Genomic DNA, 22,405 nt, shown 5'->3' on the forward strand with positions numbered 1-22,405 from the left:
CCCGACCGTGTCGACGGAAGCTGCCGCGTGTCCCGTTCGCGCCTTGCGCACCAGGTCGGCCTGCTGGCCGACCGCGACATCCTGCATTCGCTCGCGGTCGCGGCGGCGGCCTGCGCGGCCAGTGGTGGCCTGCTCTACCTGGGCTACCTGGCGCATGTGCTGCGCGTCGCGCGGTCGGCGCCCTGCGAACCGGCGGACGGGCACAGCGTGCTGCTGTTCGGCAAGCACGCACCCCGAGGCAGGCCGGATGCGGATTTCAGCGCACGCCTGGCGCGTGCGGCCGCGCTGTGGTCGGCGCGACCCCCGCAGCGGATGCTGCTGCTGGGCGGCGGACCGGACGGGGGGCCGAGCGAGGCCGCGCTCGCGTGCAGCGCGCTGGTGCGCATGGGCGTTCCCGCCGATGCGCCGCTGGTGCTGGAAGACCGCTCCCGGGATACCCTGCAGAACCTGCGCAACGCCCGGGCCCTGCTCGAACGCGATCGCGACAGCGTCGACCCGCCGCGCCCCGTCACCCTGCTGAGCAGCCGCTACCACCTGGCGCGCTGCGCGCTGTTCGCGCGCAACCTTGGCCTGCGCTGGGAGCTGTGCGCGGCGGAGCCGACGTTCTCGTGGCGACCCGCGACGCTGTGGCGCCTCGCTGGCGAGGCGGCCTACGTGTGCTGGGTGGACGTCGGGACGCGCTGGGCGCGCCTGATCGGCCACCAGCGGATGCTCGCGCGGATCAGCTGACGGCGTCCGTCCGGCAACGGGCGATCCTCAGCGCCGCAGGCAGCGGGCGAGGAAGGCCTCCGCAAGCCGATAGCGATGCAACGCATCCTGGCCGCGCAGCCCGTGCTTGGCACCCGGGTAGGTCATCAGTTCGAACGGAGTGCCGCGCTGCTGCAGGTCGCTCATCAGCGCGGTGGAGTGGGTGAACAGGACGTTGTCGTCGGCCATGCCGTGGATCAGCAGCAGCGCGCCCGGGCGGATGTCCTTCGAATGCGCCAGCACCCGCGCTGCGTCGTAGCCCTCCGGGTTGGCGTCGGGCAGGTCCATGTAGCGCTCGGTGTAGTGGGTGTCGTACAGCGCCCAGTCGGTGACCGGTGCCCCGGCGACGCCGCAGGCGTAGTCGCCGGGCGCGCGCCCGAGCAGCATCAGGCTCATGTAACCGCCGTTCGACCAGCCGTGCACGCCGATGCGTTCGCCGTCCACCCACGGCTGCGCGCGCAGCCAGGCCACGCCACGGCGCTGGTCGTCCACTTCCACCGTGCCCTGCACGCCGTACAGCGCGCCGCCGAACTCGCGGCCGCGCCGCGGCGTGCCGCGATTGTCGAGCGAGAACACCACGTAGCCCGATTGCGCGAGGTACTGGTTGAAGAAGGCGTCGGTGCGCCCCGGCCAGGCGTCGAGCACGGTCTGCGCGGCGGGCCCGCCGTAGACGTAGACGACGACGGGGTAGCGCTTCGACGGATCGAAGCCGTCGGGCTTGATCACGCTGTAATGCAACAGCGTGCGACCGTCCGCGGCGACCAGCGTGCCGAACTCGGTCGGCCTGTGCGCGGCGCGGTAGGACGCGTAGGGGTGCTGCGGATCGTCGAGGTCGTTGGGCAGCAGGGTGGCGAGCTTCGCGCCGTCGGCCTGGTGCAGGTCGACCTGCGGCGGGGTCGCGGTATTCGACCAGTTGTCCACGTACACGCTGGCGTTGCGGGCGAAGCTGGCGTTGTGGATGCCGCGCTCCTGCGACAGCGTCGAGATCGCGCCGCCGTCCAGCGGCACCACGTGGACGTGGCGTTCGGTCGGCGCGGCGGCGGGCCCGGGCAACAGGTTGTCGGTGCGCACGCCGGGCAGGGTGGTACGCATGCCGGCGCTGAAGTAGACGAGCCCGCGGGCCTGGTCCACCGCCAGCAGCGCGTCCACCGGCCAGTCGCCTTCGGTGAGCTGCACGAGGGTGGAACCGTCCTCCGACGCGACGTACAGGTGCTCGAAGCCGTCGCGTTCGGATTGCCAGAGGAAGCGGCCATCGTCGAGGAAGCGCAGGCCGTGGTGCAGCGGCACCCAGGTCTGCGAGGTTTCGCTGACCAGCGTGCGCTGGGCGCCGGTGGCGAGCGTGGTTTCGACCAGGTCGAGACGCTTCTGGTCGCGCGACTGGCGCTGGAAGGTCAGCCGTCGCGGGTCGCGCCAGTCGACGCGGGCGAGGTAGATGTCCTGCTCGGGTCCGAGGTCGATCCAGCGCGGCGTGGCGCCGTGCCGCGGCGCGATCACGCCCAGCTTCACCCGCACGTTGGCCTCGCCGGCCGCGGGATAGCGCTGTTCCACCATCTCGGTGCGGTCGGGGTACAGCTCGTAGCGGCGCACCAGCGGCACCGGCGATTCGTCGATGCGCGCGAACGCGATCGCCGAGTCGTCCGGCGCCCACCAGTAGCCGGTATGGCGATCCATCTCCTCGTCCGCGACGAACTCGGCGACGCCGTTGGCCACGGTGTCGCTGGCGTCGTGCGTCAGCCGAACCTGGCGACCGGAGGCGAGGTCGATCACCCACAGCTCGCGCTCGCGGACGAAGCTGACGTACCCGCCCTTCGGCGAGAGCTTGGGATCGGTGGCGAACCCCTCGCCGTCGGTGAGCTTGCGTACCGCATCGGGACCGGACTTCGCCAGGTCGTACAGGTACAGCTCGCCGCCGAGCGGGAACAGCAGGCGCTGCGAATCCGGCGCCCACTGGTAGTCGACGATCCCCGAGAGCCCGGCGATGCGCTGGCGCTCGCGCCGCGCCTTTTCCTCGTCGCTGAGCGTTTCCGTGCCGGGCAGCACCACGCGCGAATCCACCAGCATCCGCGTCTGCCCGCTGGCGACGTCGTACTCCCACAGGTCGAGCTGGTTGCGGTCGGCGTCCTTGCCGCGCAGGAAGGTGACCCGCGAACCGTCGGGCGCGACCTGCGGTTTCATCAGGGTCGGCCCCGACAGCGGGGCGTCGCCGGTGATGGCTTCGAGGGTGAGCCTGCCACCGGCGGGGGTCGGCGCCGGCGCGGCGTGTGTGGAGGTCGCGATCAGGGTCATGGCAAGCAGGGCGGTCAGGCGCATGGACGACATCCGTCGGGCTTCTCGCCCATTGTAGAAGCCCCGTGCATTCCATGTAGCCCGGATAAGCGAAGCGCATCCGGGGAACCGCTTCCCCTACGACGTTTGCCCCGGATGCGCTTCGCTTATCCGGGCTACGCGATTCGTCAGCGTTTCGGCTCGATGCCGAACAGCAGCCTCTTCTCTTCGTCGCCCATCGGCTTGCCGGCCTCCGGATTCACCTGCTTCGCCAGCGCATACGCGCGCTGCGTGGCCGGTCGTACCGCGATCGCGGCATGCCAGCGCCGAATCTCGGGATAGGGCGCCATGTCGATGGGGGCCTTGTCGTACGCGTTGACCCACGGGTAGATGGCCATGTCGGCGATCGTGTACCCGTCGCCGGCGACGAAGGCGCGTCCGGAAAGACGCCTGTCGAGCACGCCCAGCAGCCGGTTCGCCTCGTTGGCGTAGCGCGTCTTGGCGTAGGCGATGTCTTCCGGCGCGTAGACGTGGAAGTGGCCGTACTGCCCGGTCATCGGGCCGAGGCCGCCCATCTGCCACATCAGCCATTGGTTGACCTCGACCTTGCGGCGCACGTCGTCGCCGAAGAAGCGCCCGGTCCGGTTGGCGAGATAGAGCAGGATCGCGCCGGATTCGAACACGCTGATCGGCGCGCCGCCGTCGACCGGCGCGTGGTCGACGATCGCGGGCATCTTGTTGTTGGGCGAGATCGCGAGGAAATCCGCCTCGAACTGGTCGCCCTTGCCGATGTCGACAGGCCGGATCGCGTACTCGAGCTTCGCCCCGGCCTCGGCGAGCTCCTCAAGCAGCAGCGTGACCTTGTGCCCGTTGGGCGTCGGCCAGTAGTACAGATCGATCATGGCGGCGTTCCTGGTGCGGGGAGCCGCCAGTCTATGCGTCGGCGACACGACGGACCGCACCGGTGGCGGTCCGCTGTGTTGCGTATCGTCGGGGCTCAGAGCGCGTAGCGGAACCCGACCATGTACTGGCGTCCGTACTCGGTGTACTCCTCGGGGAAGAACAGGCCCGTCCCGGTGCTCTCGCTGACCTCGGTGCGGAAGGGCTCGTTGGTGAGGTTGTTGACCTGGAGCAGCAGCGACAGGCCCGTCAGCGGGCTGCGCTCCGGAAAGTCGTAGCCCAGTTGCAGGTCCAGGGTGCGTTCGCTGAGGGTGAAGCGGTACTGGCGCTGGCCGAACAGCGAGCTGTACTCTCCGCGGTAGCCGTCGCGGTAGCGCTGGCTCAGACGTGCGGAAAAGCCGTGCTTCTCGTAGTACACGGTGGCGTTGGCGACGATCTTCGACAGCCCCGGGATGGTGTCGGTGCCGGCGGAGTCGTCGTTGGGGTCGGGATCGATCGAGGATTCGGTGTAGGACACGTTGAGCAGCGCGCCGAAACCGTCCAGCGCGGAATGGAGGGCATCGCCGGAGATCGCCCCGCTCAGCTCCACGCCGCGCATGTAGCCGCCGGTGCCGTTGGCCCAGGTGCTGTAGTTGCCGTAGTCCGAGATCGGGGTCTGCCCGTCAGGGTCGTAAGCGCTGAAATCCCAGTCCGGAAAGTTCTGGCGGTAGATGTAGGTTTCCAGGTCCTTGTAGAAGAGCGCCAGGCCCACGTAGCTGCCCTCGCCGAAGTAGCGTTCGAGCGACAGGTCGTAGGCGGACGCGCGATACGGCTCGAGCGTGGGGTTGCCGCCGCTGCCCGACCAGACGAACGGCGCGGTGGTGCTGACCGCGGCGCTGCTGTCGGCGCTGAGGTAGTTGATCGGCGGGCGCATCAGCGTCTTCGCCGCGCCGAAGCGGACCGCCCAGCCGCCGCCGAACTCGGTCACCAGGTTCATGCTCGGCAGGATGTCGCCGTAGCTGGTGCCCAGCGTCTGCGAGCCGACCACGGTCTCGTTGTTGGCATTGAAGCCGGTGGACTGCTGCTCGGTACGGATGTACTGCACGCCGACGTTTCCGCGCACGCGCACCTTGTCGCTCACGTCGATATCGAGGTTGGCCTTGGCGTAGAAGGTCTTCACCGTTTCCTCGACGACGAAATCCTTGCGCAGGTCGTCGTTGCTCTCGCTGACGTAGACGTCGTAATAGCGACCGAGCAGTTGGCGCGGGTCGAAGCTCAGCAGGCTGCCCATGCCGACGAAGCCCAGCGATGCGGGCGAATGGAGCAGCGACGGATCGACCAGCGTCGGCGCTCGCTCGTCGGGCAGGTCGGCGAAGTAGACCGTCGCCACCTTCTCCTTGGTGCGGCGGTTGTAGTTGAAGCCGACATCGTAGCTACGCAGGAAGTCGGAGGATTCGACCAGCCGGTTCAGCTCGACCCGCCCGGCCTTGATCGTGTCCTTCTGGAACGAATCCTCCATGCGTCCGTCGTGACCCCAGTTCTGCGGATCGCTCAGGTAGACCGCGGCGGGATCCGACATGTCCGGCAGCGCGTAACGGTTGAACCCGGATTCCGGCCGGATATCGAAGCCGATGCTCTGGCCGCCCAGCCGGCCCGCGTACAGTTCCAGCACCGACTGCTCGCGCTCGGCGCGGGAGTAGCTCAGGTCGGTGCTGAGGGTGTAGACCTCGCCGAAGCGGAGGGTGTTCGCCCACCCGACCGAGAGCAGCGTGTCTTCGCGCCGGTTGTCGTCGTTGCGCACGACCGGCTGCACGCCTTCGAGCGTGCCGCTGGTCACCACCGGGTAGCCTTCGAACGGCGTGGTCTGCGCGCCGGAGTACGACACGCCGCCGCCCGGCGCCCACGGGTCGTTGCTCCACATCGTGCCGTGCATCACCTCGTCCTGCTCGAAGCGGGAGTAGTAGGCATCGAGGATGCTGTGAAAGGCGTCGCTGGGCTTGAACTCGAGCACGCCCATCACGCCGTCGCGCTGCAGGTCGCGCGATTTCACCCAGCCTTCCGATCCCTGCAGCGCGATCGCGTTGGCGGGGCGTCCGGGCTGCTCCGGGTCGCCCCAGTCCACCGCATCCATGTCCGCCCACCACCAGGCCTTGTAGTGCTCCTCCTGGAATGGCGAGTTGATGCGCGCCACACCCAGCGCGAGGCCGACGGTATCGTCGGCGAACTGGTCGACGTACGAAGCGCTGGCGCGGTAGCCCTTGTCGCTGCCGTCGTCGCTGAGGCCGCCCAGCGAATTCGCCTCGTACTGGCCGCCGAACACGATGCGGCGCTCGCCGAGGCTCAGCGGCCGGATCGTCTGCAGGTCGACTGTGCCCGACAGGCCCTGGCCGATCAACGAGGCGTCGGGCGTCTTGTAGACGGTCACCGCGTTGATCAGCTCCGCCGGATACTGGTCGAACTCGACGCCGCGGCTGTCGCCGGTGCTGACCTGTTCGCGGCCGTTGAGCAGGGTGCCGGCGAACTGCTCGGACATGCCACGGATGTTGATGACCTGCGAGCGGCCGTCGACGCGCTGCGTCGCCAGGCCCGGCAGCCGCGAGATCGAATCGGCGATGCTGACGTCGGGCAGCTTGCCGATGTCCTCGGCGCTGATCGCCTCGACGATCGAGGTCGACTCGGCCTTGGTTTCCACCGAGGTCGCGATGCTGCGGCGGATGCCGGTGACGCGGACCGCGTCGAGCTGGGTCGGCTGCTGCGCGGCCGGCGTCGGCGGTGGCTCTTCCTGCTGCTGCGCGTCCTGCGCGTACGCGACGGCCGAACAGGCGATGGCCGCGAGGCAGCCGAGGACGAGTCGGTGGCGTCGCGGTGCGCGCGGGTTCGGCGACGACACGGCATAAACGAAAAGGCCGGATGATGAAACGTGCATTAGCATTCCCTCTCCAAGGAACTGACAGCGTTGTCGTAGCGATGTGCCGCTGCGTTGTCAACGCAATTCGATGGAGCCATCAGCATGTCGCCTTTCGACAAATCGTTACATCGCGTTACATGGTTCCGTTCAGCAGCAGGCATTGCGATGCAGCATGCAGGTTGCGCGCCGGCGGAGCGCATTGCGATGCTGTTGCGAAGCGCGGTTCTGGCATGTTACGCGTGCCTGCCCGTCGCATGCGCGACGCCGTCCGGTGGGCCGACGCCGGATGCCGGCCTCGTCGAGGTCTGGACCACGACCGCCGACCGCCGGCTGGCCCTGTCTCCTTCGACGCTGGCGACCACGGCTGCCGATGGCGCCGGCGTGGACATCGAGGTCGACGCCCGGACCCGCCACCAGCGCATGCTCGGATTCGGGGCCTCGATCACGGACTCGTCCGCATGGCTGATCCGCCATCGCATGGGTGAAGCGCAGCGCGAGGCCCTTCTGCGCGAGCTGTTCGGCCGCGACGGCGATGGCGTCGGCTTCGAATTCGTGCGGTTGACGATCGGCGCCTCGGACTTCTCGCGCAGCCACTACAGCCTCGACGATCCGCCGGACGGCGCTCCGGACCTGGAGCTGCGCCATTTCAGCATCGCGCCGAATCTCGAAGACGTGGTGCCGGTAACGCGCCAGGCGCTGGCGATCAACCCGGAACTCAGGGTCATGGCCTCGCCGTGGAGCGCGCCGGCGTGGATGAAGGACAGCGGCTCGCTGGTCAAGGGCCGCCTGTTGCCGCGGTACTACGATGCGTTCGCGCGCTACCTGCTGCGCTATGTCGACGCCTACGCCGACGAAGGCATCCCGATCTTCGCACTGACGGTGCAGAACGAACCGGACCACGAGCCGGAAGACTATCCCGGCATGCGCTTCAACGCGCCCGAGCGCGCGCGCTTCATCGGCGACCACCTCGGCCCGCTGCGCGACCGCCGTCGCCCGCACCTGCAGATCTTCGACTGGGATCACAACTGGGACAAGCCGCAGGAGCCGCTCGCGGTGCTGGCCGATCCCGCCGCGTCGAAACACGTGTCCGCCGTCGCCTGGCACTGCTACGGCGGACACGTGTCGGCGCAGGCGCCGGTGCGCGACGCGTTCCCGGACAAGGACGTCTACATGACCGAGTGCTCCGGCGGCGACTGGGAGCCGGTGCGCAGCGGCGGGCTGACGCTGCAGGCGCGCACGCTGGTCATCGGCACAACGCGCCACTGGGCGCGCGGCGTACTGTTCTGGAACCTCGCACTCGACGAGAACGGCGAGCCGCACGCCGGCGGCTGCGACACCTGCCGCGGCATCGTCACCATCGACTCCATGACCGGCGCGGTGACGCGGACCGACGACTACTACGCACTGGCCCACGCCAGCCGCTTCGTGCGCCGCGACGCCTGGCGGATCGCCTCCACGGACACCGACGACGGGATCGACAACGTCGCCTTCGAGAACGTCGACGACGGCTCGCGCGTGCTGGTCGCCAGCAATTCAGGCGATGCACCGCGGACGATCACGGTCGGCGACGGGGGACGGACCTTCGCGTACACGATGCCGGCCAAGAGCGTGGCGACGTTCCGCTGGCATCCGGGGGGCCACTAGCATGATGTCCCGCAGGCCCGCTCGCTCCCGCCTGTCGTCATCTCGAGCGTGGCGAGCGATCCCCGTTCGCGGATTGATCCGCTCTCACCAGCGCCCGCGGGAGATGGTGAAAGCTCTCGGCTTTGTCGGGGGAACAGTCATCCATTGATTCGGCCCTCATCCCGTAGCGGCTTCAGCCGCGAACGCACGTTCGACGGGGCCGTGCAGCGATCGCGTCCGGAGGCGCTCCTGCAATCTGCGGGCCGGAGCAGTAGGGCGAGCGGCACGGGCAGATCCCTCGCTGCGCTCGGGACGACACACTCGGGCACCCGGGTTGGCTGAACAATCCCTTCGTGCAGCCCGCATGCCAAAGCAGTGGCCCGGAACAAAAGACCGGGACGGCCGATCAACCGATCGGCACGTCCCGGCGGAGGAAGCCTTCAGTTCGTCGGGCAGTCGAGCTTGTGGTCGAAGTCGGTGCTGGCGGTGACGCGGGTCAGTGCAATCCGGCTGCCGGCGCCCGCGGTCAGCTCGAACGGCACGTCGAGCCTGCCCGTGTCCGCGCCATGCAGGCGCAGGCACTTCAGCGGCACGGCCACGCGCGTCCATTCGCCGCGCGGCAGGTTCGCCAGCGTTTGGCCGATCTCCACCTCGCCGCGGCAGCCTTCGCCGCAGCCGGCCGACAGCGTCGTCTTGCCGTCTGCGGGCGGCGCATCGACACGCAGCGTCGCGACCACCAGCACGTCGCCGTTGGTCTCGCGGGTCAGGTCCAGCGCCTCGTTGGACAGCAGTTGCACGGTGGCGTTGCCGGTCCACGCGAACAGGCGCGCGCCTTCCTGCACCTCGTGATTGACGGCGCTCATCTCCAGCGAACCGTCGCCGGTCTTCGCCGCCGGGTGCACGACGTCCATGGCGGTGCCGTCCGCGCCGACCAGGCGCAGGGTGAAGCCCGTGGTCGGCACGCCGCGTTCGAACCAGGTATTGCCGGAGGCTGCGTCAGCGTCGATGCCTGCGTCCTCCGGCAGCGCGGCGAGATCGCCGTTGTCGGCATAGGTCAGGCCGTGGCCGAAGGCGAACAGCGGGTCGTAGCCGGCCTGGCCGTGGTTGTTGGCGTACTGGTCCGCGCGCCGCGGCCAGGAGAAGCTCAGCTTGCCCTTGAAATCGTGTTGCGGCTTGCCGTCGGCGCCCTGCAGCAGCACGTCGGCGACGCCGCCGCCCTCCGAACCGGGCAGCCATGCGGCGACGAAGGCGTCGGCGGCGTTGATTTCGCGGTTGAGCCACAACGGACGGCCGCTGAGGAACACCGCGACCACCGGGATGCCGTCGGCCTTGAGCTTGCGGATCAGCTCGAGGTCGCCGGACTTGCCCGACTTGAACATCAGGTTCGACAGGTCGCCCTGGAACTCGGCGTAGGGCTCCTCACCGAACGCCACGATCGCGACATCCGGCTTGCGCGTATACGCGCCGTCGACCGCCAGTTCGGCGCGACCGCCGGCCGCGTCGACCTGGGCCTTCACACCTTCCCAGATCGAATCGGCGTTGGGATAGTCCGCGCGGGTGGTGCCATCGCCCTGCCAGGTCAGCGTCCAGCCGCCGGACTGCTTGCTGAGGTTGTCGGCGCCGTCGCCCGCGACCAGCACGCTCGACTTCGGCGACAGCGGCAGGATCCCGCCCTGGTTCTTCAGCAGCACCAGCGATTCGCGCACCGCGCGGCGCGCGACCTCGCGGTGTTCCGGCGCGCCGAGCAGTTCGAACCTGCCGCCGAGCGCTCGTTCGGAGGGCTTGGGCTTCTCGAACAGGTTGGCGCGGAACTTCACCCGCAGGATGCGGCGCACCGCGTCGTCGAGGCGCTCCGTCGGCAGCGTGCCCGACTTCACGTGCGCGAGCGTGGACTCGTACATCCCCTTCCAGCTGTCGGGTGCCATCGCCATGTCGAGGCCGGCGTTGAAGGTCTGGGCGCAGTCGGTGTTGCTGCAGCCGCGCACCTGACCGTGGCCGTTCCAGTCGCCGACGATGAAGCCGCCGAAGTTCATCCGCCCCTTCAGCACGTCGGTGAGCAGCGGCTTGTGGCCGTGCATCTTCTCGCCGTGGAAGCTGTTGTAGGACGCCATCACCGCCTGTGCGCCGGCCGCGATCGACGGCACGTAACCGGCGGCGTGGATGTCGCGCAGTTGCGCCTCGCTCACCACGGTGTCGCCCTGGTCCTTGCCGTTGCCGGTGCCGCCGTCGCCCAGGTAGTGCTTGACCGAGCTCATCACGTGGTGGTCGTCGAGGAACTCGGGGGTGCCGGGCTTGCCCTGCAGGCCCTCGACGAACACGCCGGCGTAGCTGGCGACCAGTTCCGGATTCTCCGAATAGCCTTCGTAGGCGCGGCCCCAGCGGTCGTCCTGCGGCACCGCGACGGTGGGCGCGAAGGTCCATTCCATGCCGGTGGTGCGGGTCTCGATCGCGGTGATGCGCGCGATCTCCCTCAGCAGTTCCGGGTTGCGGGTCGCACCGAGGCCGATGTTGTGCGGGAACAGCGTGGCGCCGACGATGTTGCTCTGGCCGTGCATGGCGTCGATGCCCCAGATCACCGGGATCGCCTTGCCACCGCCGCTGGTGTCCATCGAGGCTTCCCAGAACGCGTCCGCCAGGGCCAGCCATTCCTCCGGACTGGCGTTGTACTTGCCGCCGGGATCGGAACCGCCGCCCGCCAGGATCGAGCCGAGCCGGTACTTGCGCACGTCGTCGGGGGTGATGCTGCCGATGTCGCCCTGGATGATCTGCCCGACCTTTTCCTCCACCGTCATCGAGGCGAGCAGCGCATCGACCTTCCGTTCCAGGTCCGCGTCGTCGGCGAACGGCCACGCAGGTTGCGGCCAGTTCGCCGGGTCGACGGAAGCCGTCGCCGCATCTGCGGCCGAGGCGTCGGCGGGACTCGCAGCACCGGTTCCGGCGGCCGGGCGGTCGCCGCTGCATGCGCCCAGCAGCAGCGCGGCGGCGAGGCCGGCGCCCAGGCGCGAGAAGGTCGGGAAGGCGCGGGGTGTGCTCATGGAGGCGGTTCCGTGGGTTCGAAGTATCGGCGGTCGAGCAGCACGCAATGGCGCGTCGCCGCATGACAGCGTTGTCAGAATGTGCACCATACCCGGTCTGCGCCGACGAAGCTTGTTGCACAGCACAAGCGGGATCGCGCGTCCGGGAGGCTGGCGAATGGCACCGCAAGGCAAGGCGGCGGGCGACCCGTGCATGTCTATTCCAGGCCCCGGGACCGGGAACGACGGCGCTCTGGCAGAATCCGCAGGCTTCGCGGACAGGACCGGCAGACCCATGGCGCGTGTGCGGATCGAGGATGTGGCGGCGGAAGCGGGCGTGTCGATGAAGACCGTCTCGCGCGTGCTCAACGAGGAGCCCAACGTCTCCGAGGCGACCCGCGAGCGCGTGCGCGCGGTGGTCGAGCGCCTGCAGTACCGCCCGCATCCATCGGCGCGCGTGCTCGCCGGACGCAAGTCGTACCTGGTGGCGATGCTGTACGACAACCCGTCGAGCAACTACCTGATGGAGGTCGAGCTCGGCGTGCTCGACGCCTGCCAGGCGCAGCACTACAACCTGATGCTGGCGCCGCTGGTCTACGACGCCAAGGACATCGTCTCCAAGGTCGAGTCGCTGGTGCTGCAGTCGCGTCTGGATGGCGTGGTGCTGACCCCGCCGATCACCGACGACGCCGCGCTGCTCGCGCGCCTGGACGAGCTCGACATCCCCTGGTCGAGCATCTCGCCGACCGAGTCCAACCGCCGTATCGGCGTGGTAGTCGACGAGCGCAGCGCGGTCAGTGAGATGATCGCGCACCTGGTCTCGCTCGGGCACACGCGCATCGCCCACATCAAGGGCCATGCCGCGCATGGCGCGAGCGCATGGCGACTGGCCGGCTACCGCGACGGACTGGCGCAGGCCGGCCTCGACCCCGACGAATCGCTGGTGGTGCAGGGCGAGTTCTCCTACGACTCCGGCTTCGCCGCCGCCAACCGCCTGCTCGACCTGCCCGATCCGCCGACCGCGATCTTCGCCGCCAACGACGACATGGCGGCCGGCGCAATCGGCGCGATCTGCGAACGCGGGCTGTCGGTACCCAGGCACGTGTCGGTGTGCGGCTTCGACGACACCCCGATCGCCCGCCACATCTATCCGACCCTGACCACCGTGCGCCAGCCGACCCGCGAGATGGGGCGTCTGGCCGGGCTGGAACTGCTCAAGGCGATCCGCGATCGCGACGAGGGCGGACTGGTGACGGTGCCCTACACGCTGCAACTGCGGCGTTCCACTGGTCCCAGGCGGAACTGAGAGCCGCCTCGCCGCCGGGCAGGGCGCCCATTGCCGGGTTCGATCCGCTCGACCGCATCGCGCGGCTTCGGCAGAGGCGACTGGCCAGCACGCGGCAGAGGCGCGTACGCGCGCCGACCGCGACGACACGACCAACGCGATGAACTCTAAGGAATGCAACGCGCCGACCTGACGCTTTTTGTCTGTCGCATCGATCCGGCCTGACGAGCGCAGCCTGCGGTCGCGCCGGAATGCTCCCGTCCTCATCGCCCCCGTCTGCAGCGTGCCGTGCAAGCGTGCAGGCGCCGTGCGCGAGCCTGTACGCGGTCACACGCGACATCACACGACACGCAAGCGCCATGAATTGACCCGCGCATGACGTACTTGGGCTGCGCAAATGCAGTGCTCGAAAAGGTTAGCGGTACCACTCCAATTGGCGGTTGACAACGCTGTCAGCTTCAATCCTAATGCCCGCGCCCGACGCTTGTTCGCGGCATCACAACTCGACTCGCTTTCGTGACGACCTTGGGAGAGGGAAGGTTCATGAAATACACGCACGCAGCGCCCAAGCGGCGCCTGTTGACGTCCGCGCTGCTTCTCGCGCTGGCTCCGCCGCTCGCGGCACAAACCGTCGAAGACACGCCCCCGTCTGCGTCCGCCGCGCAAGCGGAGGATCCAAACACGCTCGACGCGATCGTCGTCACCGGCATCCGCGCGAGCCTGGAATCGTCGATGAACCTCAAGCGCGATTCGCAGGGCGTGGTCGACGGCATCGTCGCCGAGGACATCGGCAAGTTCCCCGACACCAACCTGGCCGAATCGCTGCAGCGCATCAGCGGCGTCTCGATCGACCGCACCTCGAGCGGTGAGGGGTCCAAGGTGACCGTCCGCGGCCTCGGTCCCGACTACAACCTGGTCCTGCTCAATGGCCGGCAGATGCCGGCATCGAACCTCGGTCCGGGCGGTGCCGGCGCGTCCACCTCGCGCTCGTTCGACTTCGCCAACCTCGCCTCCGAGTCGATCTCGGCGGTTGAGGTGTACAAGACGGGCCGCGCCGACCACCCGACCGGTGGCATCGGCGCGACCATCAACGTGCGCACGGCGCGCCCGCTGGAAGCCGAGCCGGTCGTCAGCGTCGGTTTGAAATCGGTCTACGACGAATCCAACCAGCGTCTGCCGCGGACCTTGCAGGGCAGCGACTTCAGCGGCGAGATGTCCGGCATCTTCAGCCAGACCTACGCCGACGGCCGCTTCGGCATCGCGCTAGCCGGCAGCATCCAGGAGCGCAACTCGGGTTTCAACCAGGCCTCGGTGGCGGATGGCTGGCTGACGTTCCTGGGCGACGACGCCAACAGCTGGCAGCGCCTGCCGCTGCCGGGCGAGTCGTACTACGACCGGGTCGAGAACCGGCCCGGACTGGACGATCTCTACGCACGGCCGCAGAACACCGGCTACAGCGTCAACGGCGTCCAGCGCCAGCGCACCAACGGCATGGTCACCCTGCAGTGGGCACCGACCGACAACGTCACCACGACGCTGGACTACAACTACATCGAGAACAAGGTGCAGCAACAGCGCAGCGAGCTCTCGGTGTGGTTCAACTACGGGCCCGGCGACAGTTCCTGGACCGATGGCCCGGTCGCGGCACCGATCGTCTACTCCGAGGACATGACCGGCTCGGACCTGTCGATGGGCGGCATGCAGCTCGCCACGCGCACCAAGGGCGACTCGCTCGGCTTCAACGTCGAGTGGGAGGTCAATGACGCGCTCGCCCTCGACTTCGACTACCATCGCTCGGACTCCGAATCGAAGCCTGACAGCCCGCTGGGCTCGGCCGGCGTGCTCGGCGTCGCGGCCTTCATCCGTGGAACGACGACCGTCGACTACAGCGGCGAGATCCCGATCGTCAACGTGCAACTGCCCGACGGCATCAGCCAGGTCGAGGCCTCGCAGGCCGTCGTGACCGGGTCGGTATTCCAGAACAGCTACAACAAATCCGAGGTCGAGCAGTTCCAGGGCAGCGGCCGCTTCGAGTTCGGCGATTACTCCGGGCTCGACTTCGGCGTGTCGCTGACCGAGGTGCGCAACCGCTCGGCAGCCGCCGTGATGCAGCAGGACAGCTGGGGCGGCGCCGGTACCCCGGCGGACTACGACGACAGCATCTGGTACGCGGACAACATGTCGCGCTACTTCGAGGCCTTCGGCAACAGCGGCAACCCGATGTGGACCGACCGCTTCCTTGTGTTCGATTTCGAGCGTCTGCGCCAGGCCGCGATCGCCACCACCGGCTGCACCGGCTGCTACGAGATGCCGCAGGAATTCACGGACGACATGCGCACGACCGAGAAGTCGAAGAGCGCCTACCTGCAGTGGAGTTCGACCTTCGGCGACGCGATGCCGCTGCACGTGGCGCTGGGCGTGCGCTACGAAGAGACGGAAGTGGAATCGGACGCGCTGGTTCGCGTCGGCGAAACCATCACCTGGGTCGCGGCCAACGAGCTGTACGTCGACTACGCGGCCGAGCGCGAGTTCTCGCGCGCGACAGGCAAGTACGACTACCTCCTGCCCAATCTCGACCTGAAGCTCGACATCAGCGAGGACATGGTGCTGCGCGGCAGCTACAGCCAGACCATCGGCCGGCCGGGCTGGGGCGCGATCCGCGGCGGCCAGCAGCTGGCGAACGTGGTCCGCATCAACGGCGGCGACGGCAGCCGCGGCGATCCGTCACTGGAACCGCTGAAGTCGGACAACTACGATCTGTCCTTCGAGTGGTACTACGGTGGAGGCAGCTACTTCTCCGTCGGTTACTTCCGCAAGGACATCAAGAACTTCATCAGCGACACCATCGTCCGCGAGGAACCGTTCGCGCTGCGCACACCTGTGGGCGGCGCGTACTGGAACAATGCCCTCGCAGCAGGCTGCCTGGCGACGGACGGCGACTGCATCCGCAACTACATCTTCGCCAACCACGCGGGCGATCCCGGCGTCGACGTCGCGGCCGGTACGATCACCGGCCAGCCGGGCGATCCGATCGCGGGGTTCAACATCTCCGTGCCCGCCAACCAGCGTTCCGACAAGGTGGACGGTTGGGAGTTCAACGTCCAGCACCTGTTCGGCGACAGCGGTTTCGGCGTGGCGGCGAACTACACCATGGTGGACTCGGGGTTGACGTTCGACGACACCAGCCTCGGCGAACAGTACCCGATGGTGGGCCTGAGCGACTCGGCGAACCTGGTGGCGTTCTACGACGCGAATAACTGGCAGGTGCGTGCGGCCTACAACTGGCGCGACGAGTTCTTCAGCGGCGTCGGAGGGCAGGGGCCCAACCCGAACTACGTCGAGGAATACGGCCAGCTGGACGTCAACGTCAGCTACCAGGTGTCGGAGAACCTGATCCTGAGCCTGGAAGGGATCAACCTCACCGACGAGACGATGCGCACCCACGCCCGTCACGAAAACATGGTGCGGTTCGCTACCCAGACCGGCCCTCGCTACATGTTCGGGGTGCGCTACAAGTTCTGACCACGGGTCCGTGCGGCGCGAGCGGTACGTCGCGGGAAAAGGGCCGGTGGATCGCCACTGGCCCGTTCCTTTCCCCGCGCCGCCCGATCGGGCACGATGGCCGCACGCCGGATCCGGAGCGCGAGGCGCGCCAGCCGATGAGTCAACACGTCCTGCTCAACAATGTCGACCACCGCGGGCTGCGGGTGCGTACCGGACATGGCGCGCACCTCGGCGACGCGGTGATGTGCGCGCTGACGTTCCCCGACGAGTTCCGCAACGTCCAGGCGCACTACCCGATCGTATTCCGCCGCGATGCGGCCGGCGGCTTCCAGCCGCTGGCGCTGTTCGGGCTGCGCGAGGGCAGCAACCTGTTCCTGGACGGCGATCGCTGGGATGCGGCATACATCCCCCTGTCGATGCAGCGTCATCCCTTCCTGATCGGCATCTCGGGTGGGGAGCGGCTGGTCCACGTCGATCTCGCGCACCCGCGCGTCTGCCAGGCCAGCGAGGACGACGGGGAAGCACTGTTCGTCGCGCACGGCGGCACCACCGCATTGCTGGATCGGGCGAGTGCGGTCCTGCTCGCGTTGCACGATGGCATCGTCGCGACGCCGGCCTTCTTCGATTCGCTGGAGCAACATGCCTTGCTGGAGCCGTTCGTACTGGACGTGCGCCTCGACGATGGCACGGAACACCGCCTGGCCGGGTTCCACACCCTCGACGAGGACCGCCTGCAGGCGCTGGACGGCGCGGCGCTGGAGCAGCTCTCGCGGGACGGACACCTGCTGCCGATCTACATGGTGATCGCCTCGGTGTCGCGCTTGCGCGACCTCATCGATCGCACCAACCGGCGCCATGCTGACGGCCGCTGAGCCCATCGCCGAGGTCGCGGGCGCGGATCCAGGCGCGCTTTCCGACGATTTGCTGCATGGCCATCGCCCCGCGGTCCTGCGTGGCCTGGCCCGCGATTGGCCACTGGTGCGCGCCGGTCGCGCGTCGCCGGGTGCGGCGATCGACTACCTCAAGCGCTTCGACCACGGCACGATGCCGGTCGCGGCCACGGTGGCGCCACCGGAGGCCGGCGGGCGCGTGTTCTACAACGCCGACATGACGGACTTCAATTTCCGTCGCGAGCAGGTGCCGCTTGCGGTCGCGCTGGATACGCTGCGCAAGTACGCCGACGTCGCGGCGCCGCCGGCGATCTACGTCGCCTCGACCACGATCGATACCTTCCTGCCCGGCTTCCGCGCCGAGAACGATATCGCCCTGCACGGACGCGACCCGCTGGCCAGCATCTGGATCGGCAATCGCACCCGCATCGCCGCGCACCAGGACCTGCCGCACAACCTCGCCTGCGTCGCGGTCGGGCGCCGGCGGGTGACGCTGTTCCCGCCCGACCAGCTCGCCAACCTCTATGTCGGTCCGCTCGATTTCACGCCCGCCGGTCAGCCGGTGAGCCTGGTCGATTTCGCCGCGCCAGACCTCGCACGCTTCCCGCGCTTCGCCGAAGCGATGCGGCACGCGCAGGTCGCCGAACTCGGACCCGGCGACGCGGTCTTCATCCCGAGCATGTGGTGGCACCACATGGAGGCGCTTGAGTCGTTCAACGTGCTGGTCAACTACTGGTGGCGCGACGTGCCGGCTTGGATGGACACGCCGATGAACACGCTGATGTACGCGATCATGACCCTGCGCGAGCTGCCGCCGGAGCAGCGCGAGACCTGGCAGGAAGTGTTCCGTCATTACGTATTCGAACCGGGCGAAGCGACCGCCGGGCACATTCCCGAACATGCGCGGCGCGTGCTGGACCCGCTCGACGAATCCCGCGCCCGCGACCTGCGCGCGCGCCTGTTGCAACGACTGAACCGCTGAGGAGCACACCGTGGGCGGCGAGACGAACGATTTTCCCGCAAGCCAGGTCCGCCGCGTGGTGATCGCCGGCGGCGGCACCGCCGGCTGGATGGCGGCGGCGGCGCTGTCGCGCACCCTGGGCAAGGTGCTCGACATCACCCTGGTCGAGTCCGAGGAAATCGGCACCGTCGGCGTGGGCGAGGCGACGATCCCGACCCTGGTCACCTTCCACCGCCTGCTCGACATCAAGGAGCCCGAGTACATGGCCGCGGTGCAGGGCACGGTCAAGCTCGGCATCTCGTTCGAGAACTGGCTCGACATCGGCCACCGCTACATCCATTCGTTCGGCACCAGCGGCAAGGACCACTGGTCGGCCGGGTTCCAGCACTTCTGGCTGCGCGGTCGCGAGCTGGGCATCGCCAGCGGATACGAGGACTACTGCGTCGAACTGCAGGCCGGCCTGCACGACAGGTTCGCGCACCTGCCCAACAACGGCATCAACTACGCCTACCACATGGACGCGGCGCTGTATGCGCGCTACCTGCGCCGTTTCAGCGAGGGATTCGGCGTGCGCCGCGTCGAGGGCAGGATCGTCGAGGTCGAGACGGATCCGGGCTCCGGCTTCATCACCGCGCTGAAGCTCGAGAAAGGATCGACGATCGAGGGCGACCTGTTCATCGACTGCACCGGCTTCCGCGCGCTGCTGATCGGGCAGGCGCTGGGCGTGGGCTACGAGGACTGGTCGCACTGGCTGTTCAACGACAGCGCGCTGGCTACGCAGACCACCGCGGTGCGCGATGCGGTGCCCTACACGCGCGCGATCGCGGGCGACGCCGGCTGGCAGTGGCGGATCCCGCTGCAGCACCGGGTCGGCAACGGCATCGTCTATTCCAGCCGCCATCTCGACGATGAAGAGGCGAAGGCACAGTTCCTGTCCAGCGTCGAGGGCGAGATCATCAAGCAGCCGTGGCCGGTGCGGTTCCGGCCCGGCCAGCGCCACCGCTGCTGGGAACGCAACTGCATCGCCCTGGGCCTAGCCGGCAGCTTCATCGAGCCGCTGGAATCGACCACGATCCACCTGATCCAGCGCGGCATCGTGCGCCTGTTGCAGTCGTTTCCGCAGCAGGTGACCCGGGTCGCGATCGACGAGTACAACGCGCGCCTGGACGAGGAGATCCAGCACGTGCGCGATTTTGTTGTCCTGCATTACCACCTGAGCAACCGGCGCGACACGCCGTACTGGCGCGAGATCGCGGAGATGGAGATCCCGGCGACGCTGCGCCACCGGATCGAGCTGTTCCGCGAGACCGGCATCGTCTTCCACGTGCCGGGCGAACTGTTCTGGGAGAACTCCTGGGTACAGGTGATGCTCGGGCAGGGCGTCGTGCCACGTCGCCACCATCCCACCGCGGACGTCATGCAGCCCGAAGACCTCAGGCGCTTCCTCGACGACATCCGCACCCGGGTCCTGGGCACCGCCCGGCAGTTGCCCGCGCACATGGACTACATGCGCAGCTACGCCCCGGCGCAGCGTCCGTCGACCGGGCCAGCCTAGGCCGAGCCGCGACGCAGGCCGCTTCCCCGGTCCCCCGTGGACACCTGCATCAGCGCCCGCAGCTTCGGCGTCACCATGGGAAGCGTCAGCATCGTGCTCGCGACCGCCATCAGCAGCAGCGCGGTGAAGGTTTCGCTGGTGATGATCCGCTTGTCGAGCAGGATGTTGGCGAAGATGATCATGATCAGGGCCTTGGTCTGCAGTAGCCAGCCGATGATCGAGGCTTCGCCCGGATTCCAGCCGAGCATGCGCCCGGCCATGCGCACGCCGGCCAGCTTGCCGGCGACCGAGGCGAACAGCAGGGCGCCAGCGGCCAGGAAGACCGCGCTGCCACCGACGTCCCATGACGTGCGCAATCCGGTGCTGAGGAAGAACACCGGCATCACCACCAGCAGCACGTGGTGGCGCAGCAGGTCCATCGCTTCCTGCTCGAACCATTCCGCGTCCATCACCACGCCGGCGAGGAACGCGCCGACCATGAAGTGCAGGCCGGCCCAGTCGGCGCCGAAAGCGCAGATCGCGAGCCAGACCAGCATCACGTACCAGCGGTCGCGCGCCGGGATGGCGCGCATGAGCCTGCGGAACGCGATGCAGGCCAGGCCGAACGCGAGGAGGAACGCCGCCTGCCGACCGATGCGTTCCCAGTCCATCAGCACCAGGGCCAGCACGCCCCAGATCGCGATGTCGTCCAGGCTGGCGTAGCGCAGGATGCGCTGGCCCATCGGCGCGCGCAGGATGTCGAGCTTCTCCATGAGCAGGATCAGGATCGGCAGCGCGGTCACCGCGCAGGCCATGCCGACGCCGACGACGAACTGCCAGGGCAGGCCCTCGCTGCCGATCCAGCCGTCGAAACCAAGCATGCCCATCGCCACCGCGGCGCCTGCCGCCAGGGGAACGCCGAGTGCGAGTCCCGCGGTCACGCCGGTTTCGCGGCGGTTCTCCCAGGCCTTGCGCACGTCCAGCTCGACGCCCGCGATCATCACGAACAGCATCACGGCCCACCACGCCACGCCGTTGAGCGCGGTGATCACGTCGGGGTTGAACACCGTCGCGTGCAGCTCCGGCAACGCCTTGCCGAGCACGCCGGGCCCCAGCAGGATGCCGGCGATGATCTGCACCACCACCAGTGGTGCCCAGTAGTCGGTGCGGCACAGGCGCCACACCAGGTAGGGCACGGCGAAGATGATCGCCATCGCGATCAGGAACAGTTCGGTGGTCGTGATCGCGTGCTGCATCGTGCGGCGGGTGGGACAGGGGGCGTCAGTGTCCTGCCTGCGCCGTCAGCCTGTCGAGGTCGATGCCCTGCCGGCGCAGGATCCCGGGCGCGCGCGCGGCGTAGAGCGCGAGGTAGGCGAAGCACACCACACCGACCACGAAGCTCATGTGGATGCTGGTCACGTCGGCCAGCCAGCCCTGCAGCCAGCTGACGACGCCGCCGCCCATGATCATCATGATCAGCAGGCTACTGCCCTGGTTGGTGTTGCGCCCCAGGCCGGTGATCGCCAGGGCGAAGATGCAGGGCCACATCGTGCTGCAGAACAGGCCGACGCTGATGAAGGCGACGATGCTGGCCTTGCCGCTGGTGAACATGCCGATCAGCAGCGCGGCGATGCCGCACAGCGAGAAGATCAGCAGCATGCGCGCCGGGTTGCCGCGGCTGGCGAAGGTCGCGCCGATCATCAGCACGATCACCAGCGAGTAGCCCAGGAACTGGGTGATCTCGTGCCGGGCGATCGCATTCACCGCCAGGAACACGCCGAATGCGACATAGGGCAGCAGGACCGTGAGCATCCGCCGGGCGTTCATGCCGACCTCGAACGCACCGGCCGCGCCGGCCCAGCGCCCGATCATCAGGCTCGCCCAGTACAGTGACACGTAGGGCGCGAGCTGGGACGTCGGGATGCCGAGGTCTTCCTCGAGGTAGGCGGGAAGGTTGGCGATGGTCGAGACCTCGACGCCCACATAGAGGAAGATCGCCACCATGCCCAGCACCAGTTGCGGATAGGCGAATGCGGACTTCTTGTGGACCAGCTTGTTCGCGTCCTCGGCCTCGTCCTCGGCCAGCGCGTCGAGGTCGATATGGTTGGGCACCGGCGAGAACTTCAGGAACACCGCCACCAGCACGAACGCCGCGCCCAGCACCAGGTAGGGCGTCTTGACGCTCTCGATGCTGGCCTCGGTGCCGCCCGCCATCACGCTGCCGAAGATCGCGAAGCTGACCAGCAGCGGGCCGATGGTAGTGCCGAAGTTGTTGACGCCGCCGGCCAGCGTCAGTCGCTGCGCGCCGGTGGCCGGATTGCCCATCACGATCGCCAGCGGGTTGGCTGCGATCTGCTGCAGCGAAAAGCCCAGTCCGACGATGAACAGCCCCGACAGCATCAGCCCGAACGATCCTGCGTTCGCGGCCGGGTAGAACAGCAGCGAGCCCATCGCCGAGATCAGCAACCCCAGGCAGATGCCGTTCTTGTAGCCGATTCGGTTGAGCACATCGGCGCCGATCAGGCGCGAGGTGAAGAAGTAGACCAGCGAGCCGACGGTATAGGCGACGTAGAAGGCCAGCGCCACGTACATGCTCTGCTGCTGCGACAGGTGGAACGCGTTCTTGAAGACCGGGATCAGGATGTCGTTGCTGGCGGCGACGAAGCCCCAGAAGAAGAACACGGTGACCAGCACAGCGAACTGGGACCAACGGGTCTGGTGGGTGGTCATGGGCCTGCCGTATGCGAAGTGGGGATCCGGTGAACAAGTGGCGGCGGCCGGGAAGTCCCGACCGC

General features: G+C 68.2%; 13 protein-coding genes. 7 read left to right on the forward strand and 6 right to left on the reverse strand.

What is annotated here, in order from left to right:
- Positions 1 to 27 precede the first annotated feature (27 nt).
- Positions 28 to 729 carry an ElyC/SanA/YdcF family protein gene (locus JMO03_RS21055; RefSeq protein WP_202841709.1) on the forward strand — a complete coding sequence of 234 codons (702 nt, stop codon included), beginning with the start codon at positions 28 to 30 and terminating at the stop codon, positions 727 to 729.
- Between the two features lie 27 nt (positions 730 to 756).
- Here JMO03_RS21055 and JMO03_RS06570 read toward each other — a convergent pair whose 3' ends face one another.
- The 3 genes from JMO03_RS06570 to JMO03_RS06580 form a co-directional block, all read right to left on the reverse strand.
- Positions 757 to 3,033: a S9 family peptidase gene (locus tag JMO03_RS06570; RefSeq protein ID WP_238345967.1), complete on the reverse strand. Its 2,277-nt coding sequence runs from the start codon at positions 3,031 to 3,033 to the stop codon at positions 757 to 759.
- 167 nt (positions 3,034 to 3,200) lie between these two features.
- Positions 3,201 to 3,914 (reverse strand): glutathione binding-like protein, encoded by a 714-nt coding sequence (locus tag JMO03_RS06575; RefSeq protein ID WP_202841713.1) that lies wholly within the window; start codon positions 3,912 to 3,914, stop codon positions 3,201 to 3,203.
- A gap of 95 nt (positions 3,915 to 4,009) precedes the next feature.
- Positions 4,010 to 6,781 (reverse strand): TonB-dependent receptor, encoded by a 2,772-nt coding sequence (locus tag JMO03_RS06580; RefSeq protein ID WP_202841715.1) that lies wholly within the window; start codon positions 6,779 to 6,781, stop codon positions 4,010 to 4,012.
- 222 nt (positions 6,782 to 7,003) lie between these two features.
- Here JMO03_RS06580 and JMO03_RS06585 point away from each other — a divergent pair, with 222 nt between their 5' ends.
- Positions 7,004 to 8,443 (forward strand): glycoside hydrolase family 30 protein, encoded by a 1,440-nt coding sequence (locus JMO03_RS06585; protein WP_202841717.1) that lies wholly within the window; start codon positions 7,004 to 7,006, stop codon positions 8,441 to 8,443.
- 419 nt (positions 8,444 to 8,862) lie between these two features.
- Here JMO03_RS06585 and JMO03_RS06590 read toward each other — a convergent pair whose 3' ends face one another.
- Complete coding sequence (locus JMO03_RS06590) at positions 8,863 to 11,457, reverse strand: glycoside hydrolase family 3 protein (protein ID WP_202841719.1); 2,595 nt, start codon at positions 11,455 to 11,457, stop codon at positions 8,863 to 8,865.
- Positions 11,458 to 11,731: 274 nt separating this feature from the next.
- Here JMO03_RS06590 and JMO03_RS06595 point away from each other — a divergent pair, with 274 nt between their 5' ends.
- The 5 genes from JMO03_RS06595 to JMO03_RS06615 all read left to right on the forward strand — a co-directional run bounded on the left by JMO03_RS06595 (position 11,732) and on the right by JMO03_RS06615 (position 19,631).
- Entirely contained in the window at positions 11,732 to 12,742 is a 1,011-nt protein-coding gene (locus JMO03_RS06595) for a LacI family DNA-binding transcriptional regulator (protein WP_238345945.1), read from the forward strand.
- A 522-nt stretch (positions 12,743 to 13,264) separates the two neighbouring features.
- Complete coding sequence (locus JMO03_RS06600; RefSeq protein ID WP_202841723.1) at positions 13,265 to 16,243, forward strand: TonB-dependent receptor; 2,979 nt, start codon at positions 13,265 to 13,267, stop codon at positions 16,241 to 16,243.
- 137 nt (positions 16,244 to 16,380) lie between these two features.
- A complete protein-coding gene (locus JMO03_RS06605; RefSeq protein ID WP_202841726.1) occupies positions 16,381 to 17,097 on the forward strand; it encodes a SapC family protein in 717 nt (238 codons plus the stop codon).
- Positions 17,081 to 18,097 (forward strand): cupin-like domain-containing protein, encoded by a 1,017-nt coding sequence (locus JMO03_RS06610; protein ID WP_202841729.1) that lies wholly within the window; start codon positions 17,081 to 17,083, stop codon positions 18,095 to 18,097. Before JMO03_RS06605 ends, JMO03_RS06610 begins: the two co-directional genes overlap by 17 nt.
- Before the next feature lie 10 nt (positions 18,098 to 18,107).
- A complete protein-coding gene (locus tag JMO03_RS06615) occupies positions 18,108 to 19,631 on the forward strand; it encodes a tryptophan halogenase family protein (protein ID WP_337926373.1) in 1,524 nt (507 codons plus the stop codon).
- Here JMO03_RS06615 and JMO03_RS06620 read toward each other — a convergent pair.
- Both JMO03_RS06620 and JMO03_RS06625 read right to left on the reverse strand, forming a co-directional pair.
- The gene (locus JMO03_RS06620) at positions 19,628 to 20,866 is read right to left on the reverse strand and encodes a cation:proton antiporter (protein ID WP_202841731.1); all 1,239 of its coding nucleotides are present in this window, start codon (positions 20,864 to 20,866) and stop codon (positions 19,628 to 19,630) included. The two genes, JMO03_RS06615 and JMO03_RS06620, sit on opposite strands and share 4 nt — an antisense overlap.
- A 25-nt stretch (positions 20,867 to 20,891) precedes the next feature.
- The gene (locus tag JMO03_RS06625; protein ID WP_202841734.1) at positions 20,892 to 22,340 is read right to left on the reverse strand and encodes an MFS transporter; all 1,449 of its coding nucleotides are present in this window, start codon (positions 22,338 to 22,340) and stop codon (positions 20,892 to 20,894) included.
- Positions 22,341 to 22,405: the final 65 nt, after the last annotated feature.

The sequence above is a fragment of the Luteimonas saliphila genome (assembly GCF_016774335.1).
GTDB lineage: Bacteria > Pseudomonadota > Gammaproteobacteria > Xanthomonadales > Xanthomonadaceae > Luteimonas > Luteimonas saliphila.